Source organism: Bradyrhizobium sp. BR13661 (genome assembly GCF_029892425.1).
GTDB lineage: Bacteria > Pseudomonadota > Alphaproteobacteria > Rhizobiales > Xanthobacteraceae > Bradyrhizobium.
Map to the genome: position 1 here is coordinate 171324 of NZ_JARXWB010000008.1, position 25877 is coordinate 197200.

Annotated in this window: 26 protein-coding genes; 17 read left to right on the forward strand and 9 right to left on the reverse strand. The window is 64.8% G+C overall.

The features are described from left to right. Positions 1–22 precede the first annotated feature (22 nt). From M2427_RS15960 to M2427_RS15970, 3 genes are all read left to right on the forward strand, one after another. On the forward strand, positions 23–943 hold the full coding sequence (locus M2427_RS15960) for a LysR family transcriptional regulator (protein WP_280707353.1): 921 nt from the start codon (positions 23–25) through the stop codon (positions 941–943). Between the two features lie 141 nt (positions 944–1084). Next, positions 1085–2599: a caspase family protein gene (locus tag M2427_RS15965; RefSeq protein ID WP_280707354.1), complete on the forward strand. Its 1515-nt coding sequence runs from the start codon at positions 1085–1087 to the stop codon at positions 2597–2599. A 151-nt stretch (positions 2600–2750) separates the two neighbouring features. Then, positions 2751–4418 carry a SulP family inorganic anion transporter gene (locus M2427_RS15970; protein WP_280707355.1) on the forward strand — a complete coding sequence of 556 codons (1668 nt, stop codon included), beginning with the start codon at positions 2751–2753 and terminating at the stop codon, positions 4416–4418. Positions 4419–4424: 6 nt separating this feature from the next. Here the strand turns inward: M2427_RS15970 and M2427_RS15975 are convergent, their stop codons facing one another. Then, positions 4425–4787: a hypothetical protein gene (locus tag M2427_RS15975; protein ID WP_280707356.1), complete on the reverse strand. Its 363-nt coding sequence runs from the start codon at positions 4785–4787 to the stop codon at positions 4425–4427. 52 nt (positions 4788–4839) lie between these two features. After that, positions 4840–6264 (reverse strand): FAD-linked oxidase C-terminal domain-containing protein, encoded by a 1425-nt coding sequence (locus tag M2427_RS15980; protein ID WP_280707358.1) that lies wholly within the window; start codon positions 6262–6264, stop codon positions 4840–4842. Positions 6265–6351: 87 nt separating this feature from the next. Here M2427_RS15980 and M2427_RS15985 point away from each other — a divergent pair, with 87 nt between their 5' ends. After that, positions 6352–6864, forward strand: coding sequence for a thioesterase family protein (locus M2427_RS15985; RefSeq protein ID WP_280707359.1), 513 nt, complete (start codon positions 6352–6354; stop codon positions 6862–6864). A 9-nt stretch (positions 6865–6873) separates the two neighbouring features. Here M2427_RS15985 and M2427_RS15990 read toward each other — a convergent pair whose 3' ends face one another. After that, positions 6874–7044: a DUF1328 domain-containing protein gene (locus M2427_RS15990; protein WP_234679956.1), complete on the reverse strand. Its 171-nt coding sequence runs from the start codon at positions 7042–7044 to the stop codon at positions 6874–6876. 239 nt (positions 7045–7283) lie between these two features. Here M2427_RS15990 and M2427_RS15995 point away from each other — a divergent pair, with 239 nt between their 5' ends. After that, positions 7284–9866 (forward strand): UvrD-helicase domain-containing protein, encoded by a 2583-nt coding sequence (locus M2427_RS15995; RefSeq protein ID WP_280707360.1) that lies wholly within the window; start codon positions 7284–7286, stop codon positions 9864–9866. Between the two features lie 19 nt (positions 9867–9885). Here M2427_RS15995 and M2427_RS16000 read toward each other — a convergent pair whose 3' ends face one another. Next, the gene (locus M2427_RS16000; RefSeq protein ID WP_280707362.1) at positions 9886–10779 is read right to left on the reverse strand and encodes a hypothetical protein; all 894 of its coding nucleotides are present in this window, start codon (positions 10777–10779) and stop codon (positions 9886–9888) included. A 24-nt stretch (positions 10780–10803) separates the two neighbouring features. On the opposite strand from M2427_RS16000, the gene M2427_RS16005 reads away from it, so the two are divergent. The 7 genes from M2427_RS16005 (at position 10804) to M2427_RS16035 (ending at position 16245) form a co-directional block, all read left to right on the forward strand. Then, positions 10804–11091 (forward strand): type II toxin-antitoxin system HicB family antitoxin, encoded by a 288-nt coding sequence (locus M2427_RS16005; RefSeq protein WP_280707363.1) that lies wholly within the window; start codon positions 10804–10806, stop codon positions 11089–11091. A 99-nt stretch (positions 11092–11190) separates the two neighbouring features. Continuing rightward, complete coding sequence (locus M2427_RS16010; RefSeq protein WP_280707364.1) at positions 11191–11607, forward strand: hypothetical protein; 417 nt, start codon at positions 11191–11193, stop codon at positions 11605–11607. 2 nt (positions 11608–11609) lie between these two features. Beyond that, a complete protein-coding gene (locus M2427_RS16015; RefSeq protein WP_280707485.1) occupies positions 11610–12278 on the forward strand; it encodes an OmpA family protein in 669 nt (222 codons plus the stop codon). 173 nt (positions 12279–12451) lie between these two features. Further along, positions 12452–12970, forward strand: a complete 519-nt coding sequence (locus M2427_RS16020) for an Mpo1-like protein (RefSeq protein WP_348521928.1) — start codon at positions 12452–12454, stop codon at positions 12968–12970. Positions 12971–12999: 29 nt separating this feature from the next. Next, positions 13000–14031, forward strand: coding sequence for an NAD-dependent epimerase/dehydratase family protein (locus tag M2427_RS16025; protein ID WP_280707366.1), 1032 nt, complete (start codon positions 13000–13002; stop codon positions 14029–14031). Between the two features lie 30 nt (positions 14032–14061). Next, positions 14062–14688, forward strand: a complete 627-nt coding sequence (locus M2427_RS16030; protein ID WP_280707367.1) for an isoprenylcysteine carboxylmethyltransferase family protein — start codon at positions 14062–14064, stop codon at positions 14686–14688. A 252-nt stretch (positions 14689–14940) separates the two neighbouring features. Beyond that, positions 14941–16245: a sorbosone dehydrogenase family protein gene (locus tag M2427_RS16035; protein ID WP_280707368.1), complete on the forward strand. Its 1305-nt coding sequence runs from the start codon at positions 14941–14943 to the stop codon at positions 16243–16245. A gap of 61 nt (positions 16246–16306) precedes the next feature. On the opposite strand, the gene M2427_RS16040 is transcribed toward M2427_RS16035, so the two are convergent. Next, positions 16307–17131: an aspartate dehydrogenase gene (locus M2427_RS16040; protein ID WP_280707370.1), complete on the reverse strand. Its 825-nt coding sequence runs from the start codon at positions 17129–17131 to the stop codon at positions 16307–16309. Between the two features lie 38 nt (positions 17132–17169). Then, a complete protein-coding gene (locus tag M2427_RS16045) occupies positions 17170–18087 on the reverse strand; it encodes a LysR family transcriptional regulator (RefSeq protein WP_280707371.1) in 918 nt (305 codons plus the stop codon). 156 nt (positions 18088–18243) lie between these two features. On the opposite strand from M2427_RS16045, the gene M2427_RS16050 reads away from it, so the two are divergent. Together M2427_RS16050 and M2427_RS16055 are read left to right on the forward strand one after the other, a co-directional pair. After that, positions 18244–19542, forward strand: a complete 1299-nt coding sequence (locus M2427_RS16050; protein WP_280707373.1) for an MFS transporter — start codon at positions 18244–18246, stop codon at positions 19540–19542. 21 nt (positions 19543–19563) lie between these two features. Next, a complete protein-coding gene (locus M2427_RS16055) occupies positions 19564–20637 on the forward strand; it encodes a tartrate dehydrogenase (protein WP_280707374.1) in 1074 nt (357 codons plus the stop codon). Between the two features lie 6 nt (positions 20638–20643). Here M2427_RS16055 and M2427_RS16060 read toward each other — a convergent pair whose 3' ends face one another. Then, the gene (locus tag M2427_RS16060) at positions 20644–21597 is read right to left on the reverse strand and encodes a LysM domain-containing protein (protein ID WP_280707375.1); all 954 of its coding nucleotides are present in this window, start codon (positions 21595–21597) and stop codon (positions 20644–20646) included. Positions 21598–21700: 103 nt separating this feature from the next. Continuing rightward, positions 21701–22423: a hypothetical protein gene (locus M2427_RS16065; protein WP_280707376.1), complete on the reverse strand. Its 723-nt coding sequence runs from the start codon at positions 22421–22423 to the stop codon at positions 21701–21703. A gap of 282 nt (positions 22424–22705) precedes the next feature. On the opposite strand from M2427_RS16065, the gene M2427_RS16070 reads away from it, so the two are divergent. Both M2427_RS16070 and M2427_RS16075 read left to right on the forward strand, forming a co-directional pair. Next, the gene (locus M2427_RS16070) at positions 22706–23629 is read left to right on the forward strand and encodes an ABC transporter ATP-binding protein (protein ID WP_280707377.1); all 924 of its coding nucleotides are present in this window, start codon (positions 22706–22708) and stop codon (positions 23627–23629) included. Then, complete coding sequence (locus M2427_RS16075) at positions 23626–24387, forward strand: ABC transporter permease (protein WP_280707378.1); 762 nt, start codon at positions 23626–23628, stop codon at positions 24385–24387. Before M2427_RS16070 ends, M2427_RS16075 begins: the two co-directional genes overlap by 4 nt. Positions 24388–24439: 52 nt before the next feature. Here M2427_RS16075 and M2427_RS16080 read toward each other — a convergent pair whose 3' ends face one another. Continuing rightward, the gene (locus M2427_RS16080; RefSeq protein WP_280707379.1) at positions 24440–24763 is read right to left on the reverse strand and encodes a hypothetical protein; all 324 of its coding nucleotides are present in this window, start codon (positions 24761–24763) and stop codon (positions 24440–24442) included. Positions 24764–25078: 315 nt separating this feature from the next. On the opposite strand from M2427_RS16080, the gene M2427_RS16085 reads away from it, so the two are divergent. Beyond that, on the forward strand, positions 25079–25876 hold the full coding sequence (locus M2427_RS16085) for a L,D-transpeptidase (protein WP_280707380.1): 798 nt from the start codon (positions 25079–25081) through the stop codon (positions 25874–25876). Position 25877: the final 1 nt, after the last annotated feature.

The following is a 25877-nucleotide window of genomic DNA, read 5'->3' on the forward strand; positions in this document are numbered from 1 at the left end:
TCATACCCATAGAGTGAGGTGGATGCTCGACCGGCTGACCAGCCTGGAAGTCTTCGCCAAGGTGGCGGCGACCGGCAGCCTGTCCGGCGCGGCCCGGGCGATGGGCCTGTCGCAGACCATGGTGACCAAGCATATCGCTTCGCTGGAGGCGCGGCTCGGCATCAAGCTGTTCCATCGTACCACGCGGCGGCTGTCGATCACCGAGGCCGGTCGCCTTTATCTTGAGTCCTCCGAGCGAATCCTCGCTGACATGGAGAGCGCCGACGCCGCGGTCGCGCGCGAGCGCGTCGAGCCGCGGGGATCGCTGCGGGTCAATGTGCCCGTGGTGTTCGGCACAAGGCAGATCGCACCGCTGATAGCGGATTTCTCGGAACGACATCCCGAGGTCACGATCGAGCTCGGCCTCAATGACCGGCTGGTCGACCTCGCCGAGGAAGGCTGGGACCTCGCGATCCGCATCGGGCGCTTACGTGACTCCAGCATGGTGGCGCGAAAGCTCGCGCCGAACCGCCTCGTCGTCTGCGCCGCCCCGTCCTATCTCGCCAAGCACGGCACGCCGCGCAGCGTCGCCGATCTCGCCACTCACAATTGTCTCGGCTACACGCTCTCGCAACAGGCGAGTGCGGCGGAATGGCTGTTCGGCGCGGATGGTGAGATCCGGGTGCAGGTCTCCGGCAATCTGCGCGCCAACAATGGCGATGCGCTGCGCGCGGCGACGCTCGCCGGCCTTGGCCTGGCGCGACAGCCGACCTTCATCATCGCCGATGATCTGCGCGCCGGTACGCTGGTGGCATTGCCGCTCGATCAGCCGGAGATGCAGGCCTCCGCCGTGCATGCGGTCTACCTGCCCGATCGCAGGCCGCCAGCCAAGGTGCGCGCCTTCATCGATTTCCTCGCCGCGCGCTTTGGGCCAGATCCTCCGTGGGATCGTGGACTATTTTGACATCGGCATGACGCATTGGCTTCGGCAGTGGCTCTGCCCCATTTTGCCGCACGCACATGCGTGAGCTAGCGCACAGACAGAGCAATGGCGGACGACTAGAAAAGGTGACATCCTCGCGCGCATTGCAACGGAGGTGACAACATGCGCCGTCCAGCCCTTTCTCATTTGATCCTTGCCTCCAGCCTGCTCGCCCTCACCCAGTTGATGACGCCGACGCAGGCTGCGGCCGAAGCGCGGCTTGCGCTGGTGATCGGCCAGTCCGCCTATCGCACGGTGCCGGAGCTGCCCAACGCGTCCAATGATGCCAAGGGCATGGCCGAGATGCTCGGCAATGCCGGCTTCAACGTCACCGCCGCGCCGAACCTTTCGCAAACCGAGATGCGCCAGGCGATCTCGGATTTCGCCGGCAAGGTCAGCGCCAGCGGAACCGACACTGTGGCGCTGGTGTTCTACGCCGGTCACGGCCTGCAGATCGATGGCGAGAACTATCTCGTGCCTGTCGATCTCGATCCCAAGCGCGAGGCCGACATTCCATTGCAGGGCGTGCGGCTGAACGATCTGCTCAACACGCTCGGCGCACTGCCGACGAAGGCGCGCATCTTCATGCTCGATGCCTGCCGCAACAATCCATTCCCGGCGCTGAGCGGCGCTGGCCACGGGCTAGCGGTCGTCGACACCAAGGCAGGCGCGCCCGGCACCTTCATTTCCTATTCGACCTCGCCTGGCGCCGAAGCCGAGGACGGTAACGGCGCCGACAGCCCCTACACCACGGCGGCCCTGACCGTTGCCAAGCAACCGAACATCCCGATCGAGGAAGTGTTCAAGCGCATCCGCATCTCGGTGGCGCAGTCGACCGATGGACGACAGATCCCCTGGGAGAGCTCGTCACTGACGACTGACTTCAAATTCTTCGGCGCCGAGAGCAACAACGGTCAGCCAGCCGCCCCGGGCTCGAATTCGATGGCGTTGGCCAGCGCCACGCGCAGCGTCGAGGACTGGCGCAAGGATTTGCAGGGCAAGGATGCCAAGGTCGCCTATGATCTCGTGATCGCCGACGACACCGTCCCTGCGTATCAGGCCTATATCGAGCTGTATGCGCAGGACGCCCGCACGCCGCGCTTGCGCACCGTCATGGAGCGCCGGCGCCAGATGCTGGCGTGGGATCGCGCGGTCGCGATCAACACGCGCGCATCCTACGAGGCCTATCTGGCGAACTGGGACAACAGCGATCTTGCCGCGACCGCGCGCCGGATGCTGCTCCGCGTGCAGAACCGCAACTTCGTGCTGCCGGTTGCAGCGGTGGCGGCCCCGGTCGCCGTCGCAATGGCGCCGACCTGCCCGTGCTCGACGCCGACGCCACCGGCAACGACGCCGATCAACCCGACGGTTGCGCCCATGATCAAGAAGCGCGTCGACGACACGCCGCCGACGACAAAGCGCAAGGTGGTCGATGCGCCGCCGAAGCGCCGGCCGCCGCCTGACGAGCCTGTTGTCGAGCATACACAGTCTCAGGGCGTGCCGCCCGCCGCCATCATGCAAGGCATCGGCATCGGTGTCGGGATTGGCATGGGAATGGGTATGGGCGGCGGCCGCGGCGGTGGCGGAGGCAGCGAGATGGGTCACGGCGACTACGGTGGCCGCGGCAACAGATACTGAGGCTGCCGCACTGCGATAGATACGGATGTCCGCAAGCATTGCTTGCGGACATTTCTGTTGATGGGGCAGAGCCACCGCTGTCTGCCGCCGCCGAAGCCGGAAATGCTGTAGTCTGACCGACCGACACGCATATTCCGGGGATTCGACATCGATGCCAAACGACGCTCACGCCAAAGGCTCATGGCCGGTCTTCCGCTCACTCGCGTCCTATGCGCTGCCCGGCGATCTCATGGCGGGACTGACGCTCGCGGCCATCGCCATCCCCGAGCAGATGGCGACCGCGCGGCTCGGCGGCTTCGCGCCACAGATCGGCTTCTTCGCCTTCATGGCGGGCTCGCTCGGCTTTGCGCTGCTCGGCGGCAATCGCTTCCTGTCCTGCGGCGCGGACTCCACGATCACGCCGATCTTCGCCGGCGGGCTTGCGGCGCTCGCAGCTAGCGGCTCGCCTGAATATCAAGGGCTAGCGATCGCGCTGGCGCTGATGGTGGGCGCGATGATGCTCGCCAGCGGCGCGTTTCGCCTCGGCGGCATCGCCAACCTGTTGTCGATGCCTGTCATGGTCGGCTTCCTCGCCGGCATCTCCGTCCATATCATCGTGTCGCAACTGCCGAGTGTGCTCGGGCTGGAATCGCCAAGTGGGCCGACGCTCGATCGCATCGGCGTGCTCGCAAGCGAGATCGGGCGGACCAATCCGATCACGGCCTGCATCGGCTTCGGCGTGCTGGCCGCGGTCTTCATCTCCGAGAAGATCAGCGCGAAAATTCCCGGCGCGCTGATCGGCCTCGTCGCCGCGACCCTGGCGACGATCGCGCTCGGCCTCGAGAGCAAGGGCGTCAACGTGGTCGGCATCGTACCTGGTACGCTGCCGCGGCCAACCCTGCCCGATCTCGCGCCGGAGCAATGGGTGCATCTGGTGCCGCTGGCCTTCGTGATCACTGTGGTGGTGATGGTGCAGACCGCGGCCACCACGCGATCGTTCCCGTCCGATCCCGACAAGCCCGCCGACGTCGACCGCGACTTCCTCGGCGCCGGCGCGGGCAGCGTGCTGTCCGGGCTGTTCGGCGCCTTTCCCGTCAATGCCAGTCCGCCGCGCACGGGAATCGTGGCCGAGACCGGCGGGCAATCGCAGCTCGCAGGGCTTGCGGCAGCCGCGATCGTGCTGTTGCTGCTCGCCTTCGGAACCGGATTGCTGCGCCATGTGCCGGACGCGGCGCTCGGCGGCATCCTCCTGTTCGTGGCGCTGCGGATCATTCGCACCCGGCAGATCGTCACGATCTATCGCCAGTCCTTCAGCGAGTTCCTGCTGATCGTCGCCACCGCCGCACTGATCATCGTGCTGCCGATCCAGCAGGGCGCATTCCTCGGCATCGTGCTGTCGCTGCTACACGGCATCTGGAGCACGACGCGCGCGCGGCTCATCGAGTTCGAGCGCGTGCCGGGCACCACGATCTGGTGGCCGGCACATCCGCACATCGCCGGCGAGCGCATCGCCGGCGTCGCCGTGATCGGGCTGCAGGCGCCACTGTCCTTCCTCAACGCGCCCGGTTTCCGCAGCGACGTGATCAAGGTTCTCGGCACGGCGACACCGCAATTGCTGGTGCTGGAGGCGAGCGGCATGGTCGAGATCGACTTCACCGCCGCGCAGATCCTGCTCGACGTCTTCAGGGCATGCAGCCAACAGGGCGTGACGGTGGCCCTGGCGCGGCTGGAATCGGTGCGCGCGCAAGACGCGTTCGAGCGCTTCCGCCTGTTCGAGGTCCTGCCGAGAGAGCACGTCTTCCACAGCGTGGACGAGGCCGTGCACAGACTGGCGAAGTAATCGCCGCTACTGCACCAGCGTCGGATGCTCGCGCTGCGCGGTTTCGCGGATCCAGCTGGCGTGGATGGCGCGGAAAAGGATCTGCGCCGTCTTGATGTCATTGGCCATCATGCAGAGATCGACGATGCGATGCACCGCGTCGTCGCGCATCAGGCTGTCGGAGATCTTCATCGCGATTTCCATCGCGACCTTTGCCGCCCGCTCATAGCGCGCGCCGTCGTGCTTGTCGTTTTGCGCACACCCCGCGGCGCTTGGGGCCGCAGCGTCACAAATGGCACGGATACGCGCGGCGGCCTCGATGTCGCCGAGCGGCCATTCGATCGCTTCGTCCCAGATCTCTTTCCGCGTCTTGCGCGCGAACCACTGCATTGCATCGCTCCGCCGTGACGGAGCGAGCATAAACGAAAGCCGATGCCGCGCGCTACGCCTGCGGCACGATCTTGCCGGGGTTGAAGATGTTTTGCGGATCGAGTGCCTTTTTCAGGGCACGCATCGCATCAAGCGCCTCGGGGCCGAGCTCGGCCTTGAGATATTTCTGCTTGCCCTGGCCGATGCCGTGCTCGCCGGTACAGGTTCCGTCCATCGCCTGCGCGCGCTCGACCAGGCGATGCATGAATTCCTCGCCGCGCGCCATCTCGGCGGCATCGTTGGTGTCACACACCAGCGAGCAGTGGAAATTGCCATCGCCGACATGGCCGACGATCGGCGACAACAGGTTGAGCCGCTTGAGATCTTCCTCGGTCTCGCTGACACAGTCGGCAAGGCGCGAGATCGGCACGCAGACGTCGGTTGCAACGACGCCGATGCTGTCGCCGGGCCGCAATGCTTTCACGGACCAGTATGCATCGTGCCGCGCCTGCCACAATTTTGTGCGATCTTCCGGCTTGGTGGTCCACGAGAAATCGCCACCGCCGCATTCCCTGGCGATCTCGCCGAACGCCTTCGACTGTTCGGCGACCTCGATCTCGCTGCCGTGGAATTCCATCAGCAGCAGCGGCGTCTCCGGCAGCGTCAGTTTCGAATAGGAATTGCAGGCCTTCACCTGCGCGGCATTGAGCAGCTCGATGCGCGCAACGGGAATGCCGGTCTGGATCGCGAGGATCACGGCCTGACACGCCCCGTGCACGGTTTCGAACGACACTGCGCCGGCCGCGATCGTCTCGGGAATACCGCGCAGGCGGATGGTCAGTTCGGAGATGATGCCGAGCGTGCCTTCGGCGCCGACGAACAGATGCGTCAGGTCGTAGCCGGCCGACGATTTCTTGGCGCGCGTGCCCGTGGTGATGATCTCGCCGTCGCCGCGGACCACTTTCAGCGCCAGCACGCTGTCGCGCATGGTGCCGTAACGCACCGCGTTGGTGCCCGAGGCGCGCGTCGAGGCCATGCCGCCGAGCGAAGCGTCCGCGCCGGGATCGATCGGGAAGAACAGGCCCTGGTCGCGCAGATGCTCGTTGAGCGCCTTGCGGGTGACGCCGGGCTGGATCACGCAGTCGAGATCCTCGGCATGCACCGCGAGCACCTTGTTCATGTCGCGCAGATCGATCGAGATGCCACCAGCGGGCGCGTTGACCTGGCCCTCCAGCGAGGTGCCGGTGCCGAAGGCAATGACGGGCACGCCGTGTTTGGCGCAAATCCGCACCACGTCCTGGATGTCGGCAGTCTCCTGCGCCATCACCACGCCGTCGGGCGGCTGGTTGACAATCCATGTCGTGGTATGGCCGTGCTGCTCGCGGACGGCCTGCGAGGTGATGAGGCGGTTGCCGAAGCGTGCGGCAAGCTGCTCCAGCGCGCTTGCGAGGGCTTTCGGCTCCGGCCGCGGCGGATTATTGGTGATAGCAGTACCCACGGATCGTCCTCCCGACACAGGAAACCGTGGCAAAGGACATCTCACCGGTCAAGTCAAGCGACCGGACGCATAGCCAGGGAATGAGACATGCCGGAGAGCGCCACCACAGACGCAAAGCCCGAGCCATTCCGCGCCTCGATCATGCAGATCGAGCCGCAATGGATCGACTATAACGGCCATCTCAACATGGCCTATTACAACGTGATGTTCGACCGGGCGATCGACGAGTTCTGGCTCGAGCTGGGCATCGGTCCCGCCTACAAGACAGAGCGCCACGGCTCGACCTTCACCGCCGAATGCCATGTGCGGTATCTGCGCGAGATCCATCTCGGCGACCCCGTGCAGATTCTGGTCTGGCTGCTCGAAGCCGACGACAAGCGGCTGCACACATTCGAGGAGATGCGGCACGCAACCGAGGGCTGGCTGTCGGCGACCTCCGAGAACATGTCGCTGCACATGGACATGAACGCGCGTCGCGTTGCGGCGTTTCCGCCCGATATTCAGCAGCGCATTGCCGGGGTCGCCAAGGCTCACAGTGCACTGGCGCGGCCCGAGGGCATCGGCCGCAACGTGGCGATGCCCTCGAAGACGTCGCGCTAGATCCTGGCGCTAGATCCTGCGGCCGCGGGCGAGGCCGACCACCGCCGAGACCAGGAACAGCACGATCGCGACGAAGAAAATGATCTTGGCGATTTCGATCGACGCGCCGGCGAGGCCGCCAAAGCCCAGAAGACCGGCAATCAGTGCGATAACCAGAAATGTCACAACCCAGCTCAGCATGGCCCTAACCTCTGTTTTGATGTCTGTCTGCGATCGGCGCGGCTGAGGCGCCTCACTTGCAGAACCAATCGCTGGCTCGGAACATTGGTTCCGGCCCGCGGAAGCTGGAAATTCGCCTGTTGCCCAGGAACAAATCGGCCCGCCGCGCACGTGGAAAACCCGGCACGGCGGCCCCATATAGGGGCCAATCCTGTTATGAAGGCTCCCTTCCACCACCCCGCGGTGCCATCGTGGGGCCAATGATTCGCATGACCGAGCCGAGCAAGATCACAACCGTACCCGACCACCAGCCCGCAGCCGGCGGCATCGCCGCGCGTGCGCGCGCGTCTGTGGGCCCGAAATACCTCACCGGGCTCAATCCGGAGCAGCGCGAAGCCGTGGAGACGCTGGACGGCCCGGTCCTGGTGCTGGCCGGCGCCGGCACCGGCAAGACGCGCGTGCTGACCACGCGCATCGCCCACATCCTCAGCCAGGGCCGCGCCCGTCCCGCCGAGATCCTGTCGGTGACCTTCACCAACAAGGCCGCGCGCGAAATGAAGCACCGGCTCGGCCAGATGCTCGGCCACGCCGTCGAGGGCATGCCGTGGCTCGGCACCTTCCACTCCATCGGCGGCCGCATCCTGCGCTTCCATGCCGAGCTCGCGCAGCTCAAGTCGAATTTCACCGTGCTCGACGTCGACGACCAGGTGCGGCTCTTGAAGCAGCTTCTGCAGGCCGAGAACATCGACGACAAGCGCTGGCCGGCGCGCATGCTGGCCGGGCTGATCGACGGCTGGAAGAACCGCGGCCTGATGCCCTCGCAGGTGCCGTCGGGCGAAGCCGCCGTCTTCGCCAACGGCAAGGGCGGCAAGCTCTATGCGAGCTACCAGGAGCGGCTGAAGATCTTGAACGCCGCCGATTTCGGCGATCTCCTGCTCGAGGACATCCGGATCTTCCGCGAGCATCCGGATATCCTGCGGCAGTACCAGCAGCGCTTCAAATTCATCCTGGTCGACGAGTACCAGGACACGAACGTCGCGCAGTATCTCTGGCTGCGGCTGCTGTCGCAGGCGCCTTCTCCCGGCTCGTCATTGCCGGGCTTGCCCCGGCAATCCATCGAGTCTTCACAAGATGGATCACCGGGTCTCGACGCTTCGCGCCGGCCCGGTGATGACGAGCAAACTAATGCAGTGTCTGTTCCCACCAGCGAAAAAGCTCACGTCAAAAACATCTGCTGCGTCGGCGACGACGACCAATCGATCTATGGCTGGCGCGGCGCCGAGGTCGACAATATCCTGCGCTTCGAGCACGATTTCCCGGGCGCCAAGGTCATCCGCCTCGAGCGCAACTACCGCTCGACCGGCCACATCCTCGCCGCCGCCTCGCATCTGATCGCGCACAACGAAGGCCGGCTCGGCAAGACGCTGCGCACCGAGGACGTCGAAGGCGAGAAGGTCACGGTGACGGGCTCGTGGGATTCCGAAGAGGAAGCCCGCGGCATCGGCGAGGAGATCGAGCAGATCCAGCGCAAGGGCGAGAAGCTCAACGAGATCGCCATTCTGGTGCGCGCGTCCTACCAGATGCGCGAGTTCGAGGACCGCTTCGTCACGCTCGGCCTGCCCTATCGCGTCATCGGCGGTCCGCGCTTCTACGAGCGCGCCGAGATCCGCGATGCGCTGGCTTATCTGCGTGTCATCAATTCGCCGGCCGACGATCTCGCCTTCGAGCGCATCGTCAACGTGCCCAAGCGCGGCCTTGGCGACGCCACCGTTCAGATGCTGCACGACCACGCCCGCAAGCGCCGCATCCCGCTGTTCGAGGCGGCGCGCGCCATGGTCGAGACCGACGAACTGAAGCCGAAAGCGCGCGGATCCTTGCGCGACGTCGTCGCCCAGTTCGACCGCTGGCGCGCCCAGCGCGAGGTCACCGCGCATACCGATCTCGCCCAGATCGTGCTCGACGAGAGCGGCTATACCGAGATGTGGCAGAAGGACCGTTCAGCGGATGCCGCGGGTCGGCTGGAGAACCTCAAAGAACTCGTGCGCTCGATGGAGGAGTTCGAGAATCTGCAAGGCTTCCTCGAGCACATCTCATTGGTGATGGACCGCGAAGGCGGCGCCGAGGACGACGCGGTATCCTTGATGACGCTGCACTCGGCCAAGGGTCTCGAATTCGACAACGTGTTCCTGCCCGGCTGGGAGGAAGGCCTGTTCCCGAGCCAGCGCACGCTGGACGAACAGGGCCGCGCCGGCCTCGAGGAAGAACGCCGGCTCGGCCATGTCGGCATTACCCGCGCCCGCCGCCGCGCGATGATCTATTTCGCGACCAACCGCCGCATTCATGGCACCTGGTCGACCACGATCCCGTCGCGCTTCCTCGACGAATTGCCGGCCGCCAATGTCGAGATCACGGAATCCAAGGGCGGCTCGGCCTGGGGTGGCACCGGCGGCTACGGCGCCTCGCGCTTCGACGACATGGAAGCGTTCGGCTCGACCTATTCGACGCCGGGCTGGCAGCGCGCCCAGGCCAATCGCAACCGGGGCGGCGGACGCAATGGTGGCGGTAGCGGCGGCTTCGAGGAACAAGCCTCGACGTTTTCGTCGTCGTCATCCTCACCCGATTTCGGCAGCTTTTCCTCGCGCCGCCGCGGGCCGATGACGATCGAGGGCGAGCTGGTCGCCAAGTCGACCGGCACGACCTCGGAATTTTCGCTGTCCGACCGCGTCTTCCACCAGAAATTCGGCTACGGCCGCGTCACCAAGATCGACGGCAACAAGCTCACCATCGCCTTCGACAAGGCCGGCGAGAAGAAGGTGGTGGACAGCTTTGTGCAGCGGGCGTGAGGAGATTTTCGCCCTCCACTCATCCGTTCAGGATGTTCGCTCCCTGATCGTAGATCAGCTGGTCGACGTGCCCGGCACCAGGCGCGATTTCGAGCCTCCAGCCCAACGCCACATCGAGGCTCTTCGCCAGCTTCGTGCAGTGTTCGAAATGCCAGAGACCACGCGCAAGGCGGTGAGGCCCTTGGGCCATCGCCTCGTCCCAGCGAGGCAGGTCCGGAGCGTCCGGATCGTTGTCGGCATCGCCCAGCAAGATGACGAGCGAGCGCCCCAGATACCTCCGTAGATGACCTTCCTGGAGGCCGATCCCTCCCATGCCGTCCGGATAGTCCTTGGCGAGGTTCGGCAGCATGTAGCATCCGCAGTTGGCGGCCACTGCGACATCAACGGAAGCGGCCTCGTTGAGCGCGAGATAGCGCAGCACAAATTGCGCGCCCGCGGAATTGCCGAAGAGCCCGAACGTGTCCCGGCTCGACCCGATCGCGTGTCGGACATGATGAAACAGCCGGTCGATCACGCCAAAATTCCAATGGTCGCGCGGCAGGACCGTGTTGTCCGGCGGCGGCCGCCGCACGCCGCCGAAATTATACGCGTGGACGCCCGGGAACTGATCCGGATCGAACTCCGGCACCAGCACGATCTGCCCATTGCGCTCGGCTTGCGGCGCCAGCAGATCGCGAAATTCCGCAGCGGCACGATCGACGCCATGCATCGCCATGACGATGCGCGTGTGCCGGGTGCTCGATCGAGGGCAAAACGAGAAGACCCGCATCGAACGTTGTGAGGGGGTGGCCCCTTCATCGTCAAACACGAACGAGCCGGCGCCTTCGGCCAGAGTCAGTTTGCTCAATTGCTTACCTCCACAGATGGGATAGTCATAATTGAAGTAAACCGGGCGGCACAACCGCCCGAACACCAGTTCTGCGAGACCGGCCCTGCCATGCCTCACTACGTCGCCATCATCGAAGACGCAGGCCCGGACGACGTCAGCTTGTGGTTTCCCGACCTGCCCGGCTGCATTTCCGGCGGCGACGACGCCGACGAGGCCCTCGAAAATGCGCCCGAGGCGATCGCGTTCTATGCGCAGGAGCTGATAGACGATGGAGGGCAGCTCCCCCCGCCGCGAACATTGGAGGAGCTCAAGGCAAATCCCGAATTTGCCGACGCGATCCGGAACCACACGGCCGTCCTGATCGAATTCCCTCCCCGCGACGACGCCCAAGAGTGAGGGCCGAGTGAGGACTGTTCGCCGCACTGGCCGGACTCTCGACGGTTCTGGGGCGAACAGCCCTTGACCATGGCAAACTTCCCCGTATCAGATGCAGTCATGGTCCGGGGCTCAATCACACTGATCGCACTTGTATTGGGGATGCCATCGCTCGCGATGGCGGAGACCATGAGCTTTGGCGATTCGATCGGGCTGCTGGCCAAGAGTTGCGGTGCGGAAATCGTCGCCAATTGTCGCGGCGTCAATCCCGACTCGACGCGCCTGAAGGAGTGCCTGTCCCGCAACCGCGACGTGCTCACCCAGCAGTGCCAGAACGACTACCTCACGGTGTTCGACGCGATCCAGAAGCGCATTGCCGCCCGTGTCACGGTGGCGAACGCCTGCCAGCGCGAGATCGTCAAGGTGTGCGGCGGCTCGACCAAGGAGACCAGCAAGTCGATCCCCTGCCTGATCTCGACACCCAAGGGCATCAGCAACAACTGCCTGAAGGCCGTCGACGACGCGGGGTATCGATGATGATGCGCACAACCGGGCACACCATCGCCGGCATCAGCATCGCGTTGGGCCTCGCTCTGCTAACAGGCACAGCCGGGGCGCAGACGGCGCCGACCCGTGACGACATCGTCGGCAAGCTCAATCATTTCGAAGAGGCCGGCGAGGTCGACATCCCCGCGCTGAAGCTGCAGGTGATGGAGCGGGCCAAGGCCAGGATCAAGAACGATCCGGGTCCCGTGAACCGGCCGCCGATCGCGCCTGATCTCGCCAAGCTGCCCACCTTCAACGCCCAGATCCAGTTCGACGCCGACACGCCGATCATCCAGCCGGAGTCCTACCAGACCGTCGGCCGGATCGCCGACGCGCTGGTCCACGCCTCGCTGCTGCCCTACACGTTCCTGATCGTTGGCCACGTCGAATCCAATCAGAAGACACGGGAAGCCAACGCAATCCTGAGCCAGCGCCGGGCTGACGCGATCCGCGACGTGCTGGTGAACACGTTCAAGATCTCGACCAAGCGGCTGCAGCCGATCGGCCTCGGAGAGGAGCAGTTCCTCGACCGCGCCAAGCCGACCTCCGCCCTCAACGGCCAGTTGCAAATCCTGACCTTTGCCAAAGTGCCCGAAGAAGCGCCTGCGCATCCCGCGGCGGCCCCTGCGCCTGCGGCGAAAAAGCCCGCCAAGAAGCACTGACCACCCGGCCTTTGCGCCCGGCGGAACCCATTGAAGTTCTGATTATTTTGTGACCTGTCTCACAGCGCGACAGCAGGGCTTTGCGCGACAATAGTGCCGGTTTGTGCACTGCTCTTTCAGGTGCTATAGGCTCTGTTCGTCCTTCCCCGACCCCCGTGCTGCAAGAGACCGAGATGGGTGGCTTTTTTCATCGCCAACTGGCCGTTTATGTCGAGTATCATCGCGACCCCCGGAACACGGCGATGCATGTGGTCGGTATTCTCCTGCTGTTCACGGGCGCCGTCCTGCCGCTGACGCTGGTGAGGCTGTCTCTGTTCGGCTTCGACGTCAGCCTGGCGGTGATCCTGGCCCTGCCGGTTCTGATCTATTGGCTGCTGCTCGACGTGGCACTCGGGACCGGTATTCTGGCCGTCTCCATCGTGCTGTTTTCGATCGCGACGACGATTGCGACGCAAGTCAGCACCGTGACGATGTGGGCGATTTTCGCTGCGCTGGTCGTGCTCGGCCTCGCCGCGCAGACCATCGGCCACAAGGTCTTTGAGGGTCGCGAGGCGTCATTGTTCACGTTTCCGTCTCATCTCTTGCTCGGACCGATGTTTGTGATGGCAAAATTGTTTATTGCGCTGGGTTTCCGTCGCGACCTTGCCGCGATTCTGGCGCCTGTTCCGACCAATTCTCTTTCGACCCGTTAGTCCTAGAAGCGAAACAGCAAACCATTTGCATGACTCTCGTACTGGTTACCGGTGGCAGCGGTTTCATCGGACAGCATCTCGTCGAAGCGCTCCGCGCCCGTGGGCAGCGGGTACGTATTCTCGATGTCCGGCCGCCGGCGACCGCGAATGCGGACGTCGAGTATGTGCACGGCTCGGTGCTGGACGCTGCGACGGTCGACGCGGCGGTTTCGGGTATAGATCAGGTCTATCACCTTGCCGGCCTGCCCGGCATGTGGGTCGCCAACAAGCAGGATTTTCACGACGTCAATTTCCGCGGCACCGAGGTCGTGCTTGCGGCTGCGATGAGGCGCAACGTCTCGCGTTTCCTGCACTGCTCGACGGAATCAATCCTGTTCCCCTACGCCAATCTCAACGGCGTCGCCGCCGAGGAGGCACTGCAGCCGGCCGATGCGATGCCCGGCGCCTATACGCGGTCGAAGTCGCTCGCCGAGCATCATGCCGCCAAGGCCGCAGCCAGCGGCTTCCCGCTCGTGATCGGCACGCCGACCATGCCGATCGGCCCTGCCGACCATAATCTGACGCCGCCGACCGCGATGCTGTGGTACTTCCTGCAGAAGAAAGTGCAGCCGCATATCGACTTCCCGGTCAATCTCGTCGACGTCCGCGACGTCGCCATGGGCCTGGTGCTGACGATGGAGCGCGGCCGCATCGGCCAGCGCTACATCCTCGGCGGCGATTGTGTCAGGCTCGGCCAGATCCTGCGGATGATGTCGGCGATGAGCCGACGGCGACAATATCCGGTCGTCGTTCCCGGCAAGATCGCCGAGCTCTCCGCGATCATGCTTGAGAAGATCTCCGATCACATCACGCGCCGGCCGCCCAACGGCACGGCGGAGGGCGTCCGCATCGCGCTCGCCGCGAGCGACCTTTCGATTGGCAAAGCCCGTCAGGAGCTCGGCTATGCGCCGCGCCCGATCGAGCCGGTGCTGCGCGAAACCATCACCCATCTGCTCGCCCGCGGCGGCCAGGCCGCCTCCAATGCCATCGAGCATCACGCGCTCTCCTCGCGCGTGAGCTGATCTGCTCCCGAACCCAAAGAACCTTTCCTTATGTCCTTCGATTTCAGCAAGCTTCTGTCCGTCGCCTGGGGTGGCTGGACCACGACCTGGCCGACCGAGCTCCTGGCCCTGATCTGGCTCGCCTTCCTCGCCAGCTGGGTCGGCGCCTCGTTCTGGCAGGGGCGGACCAAGAAGCAGGTCATGACGCTCGAGTCGCAGCGCTATCGCCTGCCGATCCTGATTGGGGGCATCCTGTACACGCCGTTCATTGCGGAGGTGATGGGCTGGAAGCCGCTCTGGGTGCTCGGCAACACCGGTATCACCATCGCCGCGGTTCTCTCGGTCGCCGGCATCGCCTTCGCCTGGTGGGGCCGGCTGCATCTCGGAAAGTTCTGGTCCAACACCATCACCCACAAGGAAGACCACCGCGTCATCGACACCGGCCCCTACGGCATCGTCCGTCACCCGATCTACACCGGGTTGATCTTCGGCATGCTGGTCACCGGCTTCGCGATCGGCAGCGTCACGACGATCCTCGGCGCGATCCTGATCTCGCTCGGCATGTGGCAGAAGGGTCGGATGGAAGAGGTGTTCTTGTCGAAGGAGCTCGGCGAGGACGCTTACGGCGGCTATTGCCGCCGCGTGCCGATGATCATCCCGTTCACGTCGCCGCGATAAAGGCCGGCCGGACGTCTCAGCACCACCCCATGCAAATTCGATCGGCAGCCATTCCACGGGAATAGGCACCGATCGGGTTTTGCCCCGGTTGACCTTTTTACCGCCAGCCAGTTGGATGCGCGCGCAAAAAGGGCACGACGACGTTCCATCGGCGATCTGGAGAGGTCGGCGATCAGACAGAGATTGGTTTCCTGGCCCGCGCGGGGCTTGGTGCGATCCGGACCGTGCCGCAGGGTTCGACAGGGGCTTCTCATGACTTTTTCCAGTATCTTCGCGCAGTTCGTCGCAGTCCTCGGGGGCATCGCGCTGCAATGGCGGAAGCTGACAGGCACCGAGGCCGCGCCGGCCTGGGGCCAGACGCCGGCCATTCCCGAAGCCAAGCCGCAAGGTGCGATCCCGACCTTGAAGATGCCGACCGCGCGCGGCTGGAGCCAGGGCCAGAAGCCGACGGCGGCGCCCGGGCTCAAGGTCAATGCGTTTGCCACCGATCTCGATCATCCGCGCTGGATCGAGGTGCTGCCCAATGGCGACGTCCTGATCGCGGAAGCGACGCAGATCGCAGGCCCGCCGCGCAGCGTGTTCCACTACGCGATGCAGGCGACGATGCGGCGCGCTGCGGCGCTCGGCGAATCCGCCAACCGCATCACGCTGCTCCGCGACAAGGACGGCGACGGCGTTGCCGAAGTGCGCGGCGCCTTCATGGAAAACCTCAACCAGCCGTTCGGCATGGCGCTGGTCGGCAACACCTTCTATGTCGGCAACACCGACGGCGTGATGGCGTTTCCCTACGTCGCCAACGCCGACAGTATCAAGGCGCCGGGCAAGCGCCTCACCACGTTCAAGCCGAGCGGCCACTGGACGCGCAGCCTGCTCGCCAGCCCCGACGGCAAGAAGCTCTATGCCGGCGTCGGCTCGCTCAGCAACATCGCCGAGATGGGCATGGAGGTCGAGGAAGGCCGCGCTGCGGTCTACGAGCTCGACCTCGTCGCCGGCACCCATCGCATCTTTGGCGCGGGCCTGCGCAATCCGGTCGGTCTTGCCTGGGAGCCGAATACGAACGTGCTGTGGACCGTCGTCAACGAGCGCGACGGCCTCGGCGACGAGACGCCGCCGGACTATCTGACCTCGGTGCGCGACGGCGGCTTCTATGGCTGGCCCTATTGCTACTGGGGCAAGACGGTTGACGACCGCGTGCCGCAGGATCCGGCTATGGTGGCCAAGGCGCTTCAACCGGACTACGCGCTCGGCGGTCACACCGCCTCGCTCGGCCTGTGCTGGGTGCCGGCGGGCACGCTGCCCGGCTTCCCCGACGGCATGGCCATCGGCCAGCACGGTTCGTGGAATCGCAGCACGCTGTCCGGCTACAAGCTGGTGTTCGTCCCGTTCGAGAACGGAAAACCTTCCGGCCCTGCGCGCGACATCTTGTCGGGCTTCCTTGCGCCGGACGAGAAGGAATCCTACGGCCGCCCGGTTGGCGTCGTGATCGGCCCCGACAAGAAGTCGCTGCTGATGGCCGACGACGTCGGCAACGTGATCTGGCGCGTGACAGGCGCGTAGGGCTCTATTGTTTGAGCATGATCTTGCCGGAAAACCGCTTCACACTTTTCCGGATCATACTCTAGGTCCCAACGCACAACGTGGCGCGCTGCTTGCGCAGCAGCGCGATCACGGACAGCGCGGTGATGATCCCGGTCTTGGGATTTTCAGACGGAATGTTCTCGATGCCCATCGAGAACCGCGCTGAGTCCGCCTCGACCTCGATGCGATGAACATTGCGCGTCACGGTCGGGTCGGCCCAGACCTGCATCTGGGTGCGATCGGGCCCGATGCCCGCCAGCGACAGCGCAACGGCGACATTGACGTTCGCCGGAAAACCCTTCGCCGCTTCGCGCGCGCTGCCCTCGAACAGTTTCAGCGGTTCGCGCAGATTGTCGATGTCGATGTTGTTCTGAACGATGAAGGGGGCGCCTTTCAGCCCGTCGACCGGCTTGCGCGTGACCATCTTCACCGAATGAATGGTGCCGACAGCTGCGGCGTTGACCGCATCGAGCCCGATCAGCGCACCTGTCGGCACGAGGATGCGGCCGCCATTGGCGCGGGCGAGATCGATGAGGTCAAAATTGTCGAGCAGCCCGCCGACGCTGACGACGACCGCGGACCTGCCGCGCTTGACCGCTGGCTCCACGATCGCGCGCAGCTGGCTACTCGGCGCGCATTCGACGACGATGTCGGCGGCCTCGCCGAGCTGGTCGATCGGCAGGATTTGCGGCGGATGCTTTAGACCGCTGATGAAGGCCTGATGCTTGGCGGGATCGCGCACCGCGACGGCTGACAACGCCAATCCCTCGATGCCCTGATCGAGCGCGGTGGCGACCTTGGTGCCGATCGAACCGAGGCCAGCGATGGCAACCTTCAACTCGCCCGAAGCTTTCTGTTCAGTCATTGCATCCTGCCGCTTGTCCAAGCCGATGTCATAGCCCCTCAGGCCTCCCGCGCATAGCTGCGCAGCCGCGCCTCCAGCACAGACAGCATTGCATCACGGGCTGGATCGCGCGAGCCACGCAACCAGGCCGCCGCTAGCGGCAATCGTCCGACGGGACCGCTTTGTTTCGGTCGGAGCGGCACGAAGCGTACGCCTGATACCGCCATCCGCGTGGTCCAGCGCGGCACGATGGCGACCCCAAGCTTTGTTGCCACGAGGTTGATGATGGTCTGCTTCTCATCGGCGACCTGCACGATGCGCGGCGCCAGGCCAGCCTGCTCGAACAGTTTGACGGTGAGGTCATGGCTGTGCGGCCGTGAGCGGCGGTCCGGCACCAGCATCGGCTCATCGGCGATGTCGGCGAGCGTGATCGACTTGCGTGAGGCGAGCGCATGGCGCACCGGAAAGGCCACGATCGCGGTCTCCCGAAGCAGCGGGCGAAACTCGAGCCGTTTGTCCGGCCGATCGGGCGGACGAACAAAGGCGAGATCGAGCGCGCCGGTCAGGATCTTTGGCAACAGGCGGATGGTCTTGTCTTCGAGCAGCTGCACCGCGACCTCGGGATGCTTGGCGCGGAAGTCCCGCAGCAACAGCGGCAGCAGCCCAGCGGCGGCGCTATCGACAGCGCCGATCCGCAACCGCCGCGCGGCGCCCGCGCGCGAACGGTTGCGCAGGTGACTTTCGACCGCCTCGACCTTGGCGAGAATGGCGCGGGCATCGCGCAGCAGCGTGGTGCCGTCCTCGGTGAGCGAGACAGCGCGGGTCGTGCGCGCGAACAGCCGCGTTCCCAGATCCTCTTCCAGCAGCCTGATCTGGCGCCCGAGCGCGGACGGCAGCATCTGCAGATGCTGCGCCGCGCGGCCGAAATGCAGCTGCTCGGCCGCCGCCACGAAGCATCGCAACTGATACAATTCCATCCCAAGTCCTCTCGTCTCGCCTTAAAATGATTATATCATTTTTTTGTATAAACCAGCGCCAATTGAGTGCGCCTCCCGCATCCGCCTAGGCTCATGACCGGCGTGGACCTCTGGGTCCGCCGAGATAACCAAGAACCGGAACTTTGGGAGGCCAGGGTGGCGAGCGAGATTCAGACGCGCGTGCTGCGCAAGATCAGCTGGCGCATCGTTCCCTTCATCATGCTGCTGTACTTCGTGGCCTTCATCGACCGCGTCAATATCGGCTTCGCCTCGCTGACAATGAACAAGGACCTCGGCCTGTCGTCGACGGTCTACGGTCTGGGCTCCGGTATCTTCTTCTGGGGCTATTTCCTGTTCGAGGTGCCCTCCAACATCATCCTGCACAAGGTCGGTGCGCGGATCTGGATCGCGCGGGTGATGATCACTTGGGGCCTCGTCTCGGCAGCGATGGCCTTCGTGCAAGGCGCGACGAGCTTCTACATTCTCCGCTTCCTGCTCGGCGTCGCGGAGGCCGGCTTCTTTCCCGGCATCATCCTGTATCTCTCCTATTGGTTCCCGGCACGCCAGCGCGCGGCAGTGACCGCGCTGTTCATGGCGGCCGCCCCGCTCTCGACCGTGCTGGGCTCGCCGGTCTCCGGCGCGCTGCTGGAGATGGATGGCCTCTTTGGCTTCAAGGGCTGGCAATGGCTGTTCGTGCTGGAAGCGGTGCCGGCCGTGCTGCTCGGCTTCGTGGTGCTGGCATTCCTCACCGACCGGCCCGAGAAGGCCAAATGGCTCGCTGACGACGAACGTCGCTGGCTGGTCGAGACCATGAATGGAGAGACCACCAGCAAGGCCGCGACCGCGAGCCACAGCATCTGGCGCGGGCTTGCCGATCCGCGCGTGCTGGCGCTGTCACTGATCTATTTCGGCACCTCGGCCGGTCTCTATACGCTCGGCATCTGGGCGCCGCAGATCATCAAGCAGTTCGGCCTGTCCTCGCTGCAGATCGGCTTCCTCAATGCGCTGCCGGCCACGGCTGCCGTCGTCGCCATGGTGCTGTGGGCACGGCATTCGGACCGCACCGGCGAGCGCACCTGGCACGTCGTGATCGCCTGCGTGGTCGCGGCCGCGGGCCTTGCCTATGCCGGCCTTGCATCCGGCGTGATCGCGGTGCTGATCGCGCTGACGCTGGTGAACATCGGCATCTCCTCGGCAAAGCCGCCGCTCTGGAGCATGCCGACGCTGTTCCTCTCCGGCCCCGCGGCCGCGGCCGGCATCGCCACCATCAACTCGATCGGCAATCTCGGCGGCTTCGTCGGACCCGCCATGATCGGCTGGATCAAGGACCAGACCGGCAGTTTTGTCGGTGGCCTCTATTTCGTCAGCGGCCTGCTCGTTCTCTCCGCCATCCTGACCCTGCTATTGTCGCGCGCGCAGACAGCGCCCGTCGAACCCGTCCCGCAATCCCACTGACATCCCGACCGGAGCCTTCCCATGCGCACCCATTCGATCGCAGCCATTCCCGCCGACGGCATCGGCCCCGAGGTCATCTCGGCCGGCGTCCGCGTGCTAGAGGCCCTCGCAAAACGCAGCGGCGACCTCGCCTTCAACGTCAAGACCTTCGACTGGGGCTCGGACTATTACAAGAAGCACGGCGTGATGATGCCGGCCGACGGCCTCGCTGAACTGAAGACGTTCGACGCGATCTATTTCGGCGCGGTCGGCGCCCCTGATGTGCCCGACCACATCACCCTGTGGGGCCTGCGCCTGCCGATCTGCCAGGGCTTTGACCAATACGCCAATGTGCGCCCGACCAGGATCCTGCCCGGTGTCGCCTCGCCGCTGCGCAATGTCGGCGTCGGCGATCTCGACTGGGTGATCGTGCGCGAGAATTCGGAAGGCGAATATGCCGGCATGGGCGGCCGCGCGCACAAGGGCCTGCCGGAAGAGGTCGGTACGGAGGTCGCGATCTTCACCCGCGTCGGCGTCACCCGCATCATGCGCTATGCGTTCCAGCTCGCGCAGTCGCGTCCGCGCAAGTTCCTGACTGTCGTGACCAAGTCGAACGCGCAGCGCCACGGCATGGTGATGTGGGACGAGATTGCCGCCGAAGTCGCGACCGAATTCCCCGACGTGACCTGGGACAAGATGCTGGTCGATGCCATGACCGTGCGCATGACGCTGCATCCGAAGAGCCTCGACACCATCGTTGCGACCAATCTGCACGCCGACATCCTCTCCGACCTCGCCGGCGCGCTTGCCGGAAGCCTCGGCGTGGCGCCGACCAGCAACATCGATCCGCAGCGCCGCTTCCCCTCGATGTTCGAGCCGATCCACGGCTCGGCCTTCGACATCACCGGCAAGGGCATCGCCAACCCGATTGCGACGTTCTGGACCGGCGCGCAGATGCTCGAGCATCTCGGCGAGAAGGACACGGCTGCGCGGTTGATGAAGGCCGTCGAGCGCGTCTGCGCGGCCGGCGTGCTGACGCCTGATGTCGGCGGCAAAGCGACGACGAAGGAAGTGACTGATGCCGTGATCGACGCGATCCACGGCTCGAACGTCTGAGAGGTTCTACTTCTTCCGCCCCGAAGGTGCCGCCGGCGGCGGCACCGCCATCGCGGCCGTTGCGTCCAGCGGCGTCAAGTGCCTGGGCACAATGACGGACTGGCCAGGTGTGAGCGTCGCGTTCTCCGCAAGCGAATTGCTCTGCGCGATGGTCCAGACCGGAACACGATGCGTCGCCGCGATGCTCTCCATCGTGTCGCCGGCACGGGCCGGTAAGCGCACGCCGCTGTCCCACAATTCGACCAGCGTGTCCGCGGGGACCTGGTAGCGCAACGGCACTGCGTCAGCCTGGGTCTGCGTCTGGATGCGCGAAAGCTGCGTCACCATCTCGACGATCTGGCGGTGGATGTCGTCCGATTTCTCGATATTGATGTGCGAGACGCGCTTGTTCAGCTTCAAATCGTAGCTGGCGTAGTGGCCGCGAAAGCCGGGCACCGTCACCACGTCGCCGCCTCCGAGCACGCTGTCGGAGAGAAAGATGTTGATGAAGCGCTCGACATTGAGCGGCACGTCGTCGGTCGCATGCGCGGGGTCGATGGTGATGACGAGGCTGATCGGGATGTTCTCCTTGGCCGCCATCTCGGAGATCAGGACCGAGCACAGCCCGCCCATGGAATGGCCCATCAGGACGATCGGCGCCGGGCTCTCCTTGTAGCTGGCGATCGCGCGGTTGCCGATCAGCCGGCACAAGGTGAACTCGTAGACGTCGGCCGAGAAGCCGGCCGCCGTCAGCTTCTCGCTGAGCCGGTCGATCCCGGTCGAGAAGATCGGCCCCATCGCGCCGCGGAACAAATAGATCTTCGGCGGCGGCAGCGGCTCTGCGGGCGGCGCGGGAGGCGGCGGCGCGACAGCTGGAGCCACGACCGGCTTCGGCTTGGCAGGCGATGCTGCAGCCAGACCGGAATTCAAGGCGAGCAGCGCAACAGCTGCGAACACCACAAGTCGCCTTGGATCAATCATCAAGTCCTGCAGTCCCACCACGGAAGGCGAACGCCTCCGTCGCGGGGCTTAGTGACCGCGGAATTGGCTGATTTTGCGGCACCTCGCGTGCAGCCGTGGTCATTCAATTCCGCGCCGGGGCCGTTGCCGCCGCCGAGCGGGCCGCCGCCCGCGGTGCGGCGCCGGGCTCGGCGACCGGGGCAGCCGGAGCGCGCGAGCGGGCGATTGCGGCATCGATCTCGGCGATGACGCGGCGCTGGATCGCCTCGTTCTTGTCGATGGTGATGTGGCCGACGCCACTGCCGCGCACGTCGACATTGTCGAGCTTGCCGCGCAGGCCGGCCGCGGCGCGCACGGGTTCGCCCGGACCGTCACCGATATAGATGTTGATGTAGCGCTCGGCGCCAGCCGTCAGCTTGGTCTTGAATACGGAGTCGAGGCCGATCGCGAGCTTCACGGGAACGCCGAGCTGGTTGAGCTTGGCGATCATGTCAGGTAGCGCGGTCGCACCTGAGGAGTGGCCGACCAGGATGATGGTCTTGAGCCGGCCCGCCCTGTATTCGGTCGCGGCTTCATCGGCGAGCGAGGACCAGGACACGAAATTCGCGACGGTCACCGGGATGCCCTGCGCCTGGAGCCGGGCGCCGATCGTGTCGAGCCCGAGCGAGAAGATGTTGAGCACACCGCGCAGCAGGTAGACATGCGTCGTCGCAGCGGTCTGGGTCGGTGCCGCCCCGGCCGTGGTCGGGTTGATGGCAACAGCTGACAACAGGAGCAGGCAGATCGCCCACACGCGGAGGGCGGGCAATTGGCTTGCACCGGCGGTGTGACGGCCGTTCAGTCTCATTGATTTTTTCCCTGGGGACAAACGCTTCGCGATTGGGCGGAATCGTAGCCACGGCCTGCTCGCAGACGCAACAAAGAGCCGCGTGAATGGCGATCTTAGCCGCAAGTCGTGACCATCGCGCAACACTTGCCCGAAATCTGCCACGTAAGGGACCGTTTTGAGGCCATTTTTCTCCAGGCAATTGCGGCCGGGCAAGGCCGTTCCTATTTCGGGGGTCCCCCGGTTTTCCCGCCCAACAGGGTGCGGGTTCCGGCGAATCAATCCCCATCCCCACCGGCCATCATGTCTTCCATCATTTCCGTCGCCAATCTGTCGAAGACCTATGGGTCCGGCTTCAAGGCGCTCAAGAACGTCAATCTCGACATCGAGCGCGGCGAGATCTTTGCGCTGCTCGGCCCCAACGGGGCCGGCAAGACCACGCTGATCTCGATCATCTGCGGCATCGCCAATCCGAGCGAGGGCAAGGTCCTCGTCGGCGGCGAGGACATCCAGGCCTCGTACCGCAAGGCGCGCTCGCTGATCGGCCTCGTGCCGCAGGAATTGCACACCGACGCCTTCGAGAGCGTGTGGGCGACGGTGAGCTTTTCCCGCGGCCTGTTCGGCAAGCCGAAGAATCCCGATCACATCGAGAAGGTGCTGAAGGACCTCTCGCTCTGGGACAAGAAGGACAGCAAGATCATCACGCTCTCCGGCGGCATGAAGCGCCGCGTGATGATCGCGAAAGCGCTCTCGCACGAGCCCCAGATCCTCTTCCTCGACGAGCCGACCGCCGGCGTCGACGTTGAGTTGCGCAAGGGCATGTGGGAGGTGGTGCGGACGCTTCAGCAGTCCGGCGTCACCATTATCCTCACGACGCACTACATCGAGGAAGCCGAGGAGATGGCCGACCGCATCGGCGTCATCAACAAGGGCGAGATCGTGCTGGTCGAGGACAAGGCGACCTTGATGCAGAAGCTCGGCAAGAAGCGGCTGACGCTGCATTTGCAGGGCAAGGTCACCTCGCTCCCGGAGAGCCTCAGCCAATACCAGCTCGACCTCTGCGACAGCGGCGCGACGCTGGTCTACGATTACGACACCAAGGGCGAACGCACCGGCATCACCAGCCTGCTCAGCGACCTCCGCAACGCCGGCATCCGCTTCAACGATCTCGACACGACCCAATCGTCGCTCGAGGACATTTTCGTCGACCTCGTGAGGACGTCATGAACCACCGCGCCGTCCGCGCCATCTATCTGTTCGAAATGGCGCGCACCTGGCGAACGCTGCTGCAAAGCATCGTCTCGCCGGTGGTCTCGACCTCGCTCTATTTCGTGGTGTTTGGCGCCGCCATCGGCTCGCGCATCAGCCAGGTCGAGGGCGTCAGCTACGGTACCTTCATCGTGCCCGGCCTGATCATGCTGTCGGTGCTGACGCAGAGCATCGCCAACGCCTCGTTCGGCATCTACTTCCCGAAATTCACCGGCACGATCTACGAGATCCTGTCGGCGCCAATCTCCTATTTCGAGGTCGTGCTCGGCTATGTCGGTGCCGCCGCGACCAAATCGATCATTCTGGGCCTGATCATCCTGGCGACCGCCGGGCTCTTCGTTCCACTACACATTCACCATCCGGTCTGGATGCTGGCGTTCCTGGTGCTGACGGCGGTGACGTTCAGCCTGTTCGGCTTCATCATCGGTATCTGGGCCGACGGCTTCGAGAAGCTGCAGATGATCCCGATGCTGGTGGTGACGCCGCTGACCTTCCTCGGCGGCAGCTTCTACTCCATCGACATGCTGCCGCCGACCTGGCGCACGGTGGCGCTGCTCAACCCGGTCGTCTATTTGATCTCCGGCTTCCGCTGGAGCTTCTATGAGATCGCCGACGTCAGCGTCTCCGTCAGCATCGGCATGACGCTGGCGTTCCTGGCTATTTGCCTGGCGGTAATCTGGTGGATCTTCCGGACAGGATACCGGCTGAAAAATTGAGCTGTCCTTCCAGGGGCGCCCGAAGGGCGAGCCCGGAATGACGACTGTGGGCTCACCTGTAGCAGTGGAAGCGGTGGTAGCCGTCATAGTAGCCACGGCAGCGGTAATGGTGGTGATGGGGAATGCCGAACACCCCCTCCACTGCGCCTACGGCGCCGCCCACACCGGCGCCGACCGCGCCGCCAACCACGCCACCGACGGGCCCGGCGATCCGGTTCCCCTCATAAAACCCTTCCTGGGCACCACGCACGATGCCCTGGGCATGGCCGGCTTGCGGCAGCGAGATCAGCGCGAGAAGTATGGCGGCAGCTGCAAACGACACGCGGACAGGCAAGCCGGCCAACGGGCTGGCGGCGGTAGCACGGGCTTTGTTCATCTTCAGTCCCAAGGGAAAGTACAGGGGTTAAACGGCGGCGGAAGCCGCCAGTCGGTGGGCCACGATCAACGCCCGAAGCGGCCAAATGGTTGCGCCTTTGCGACGAATTGTCGGCGTCGTGAATGCAGCTCCCGCTCGCGAAAATGTCAGCATCGCCAGAGCCGGCACGGCACAAAGCGGCCTTGCTTACGCCCGGCGTCACGTTAACGATGGGTGGCTAGGCCGCTGGAACGAAAGCCGGATTGCAGGCATAGTGCACGCCGGGGACGGAGAGCCGCGGCGCCTAGCGTGAACAGGCCGGAGGCCAGAATTCAGATGCGTTCCTTTTTCATTGCATTCACTTCCCTGATGCTTTTGAGCGCGGGCACCGCGCAGGCCAAGGTCGACATTACGGTCGACAAGGACAATCAGCAGATGACCGTCATGGTCGACGGCGTGACGCGCTATCACTGGCCGGTCTCGACAGGCATTCCCTCGCGCGAGACGCCGAACGGCGCCTTCCGCGCCTTTCGCATGGAAGAGGATCACTTCTCGAAGGAATTCGACGACGCGCCGATGCCGCACTCGATCTTCTTCACCAAGGTCGGGCACGCCATCCACGGCACCGACTCGGTCGGGCGATTGGGCACGCCTGCCTCGCATGGTTGCGTGCGACTGTCGCGCCAGAACGCCTCAACGCTCTATGCGCTGGTACAGGAGCAGGGCGTGCTCAACACCTCGGTGACGCTGACGGGCTCCGCGCAGGTGGCATTGGCCCGCAACCCGCGCGGCCGCACGAACAACGCCGTCGCCCGCGCCCAGCAGCCGGCTGAGCAGCAATACGCCACCTCAGGCGATCCCATGAATCTGACGCCGCCAATGCAGCCCGCGCAGCGCTACATGCAGCAGGACAGCAACTACATCTATCCCGCCGACGGCAGCGACACTGGCGCGCGCTATCCGGCGCCGCGTCCGATCACCCGCCCCTACGGCACGCAGGTCTACCAGCAGCTCCCGCAACCGCAGCCGGGCTACGGTTACGATCCGGCCTATAGCCAGCAGCAAGGCTACTACTATCAGCAGCAACAGCCGCGCCAGTACTATCAGCCGCGCAATTACTACTATCAGAACTGAC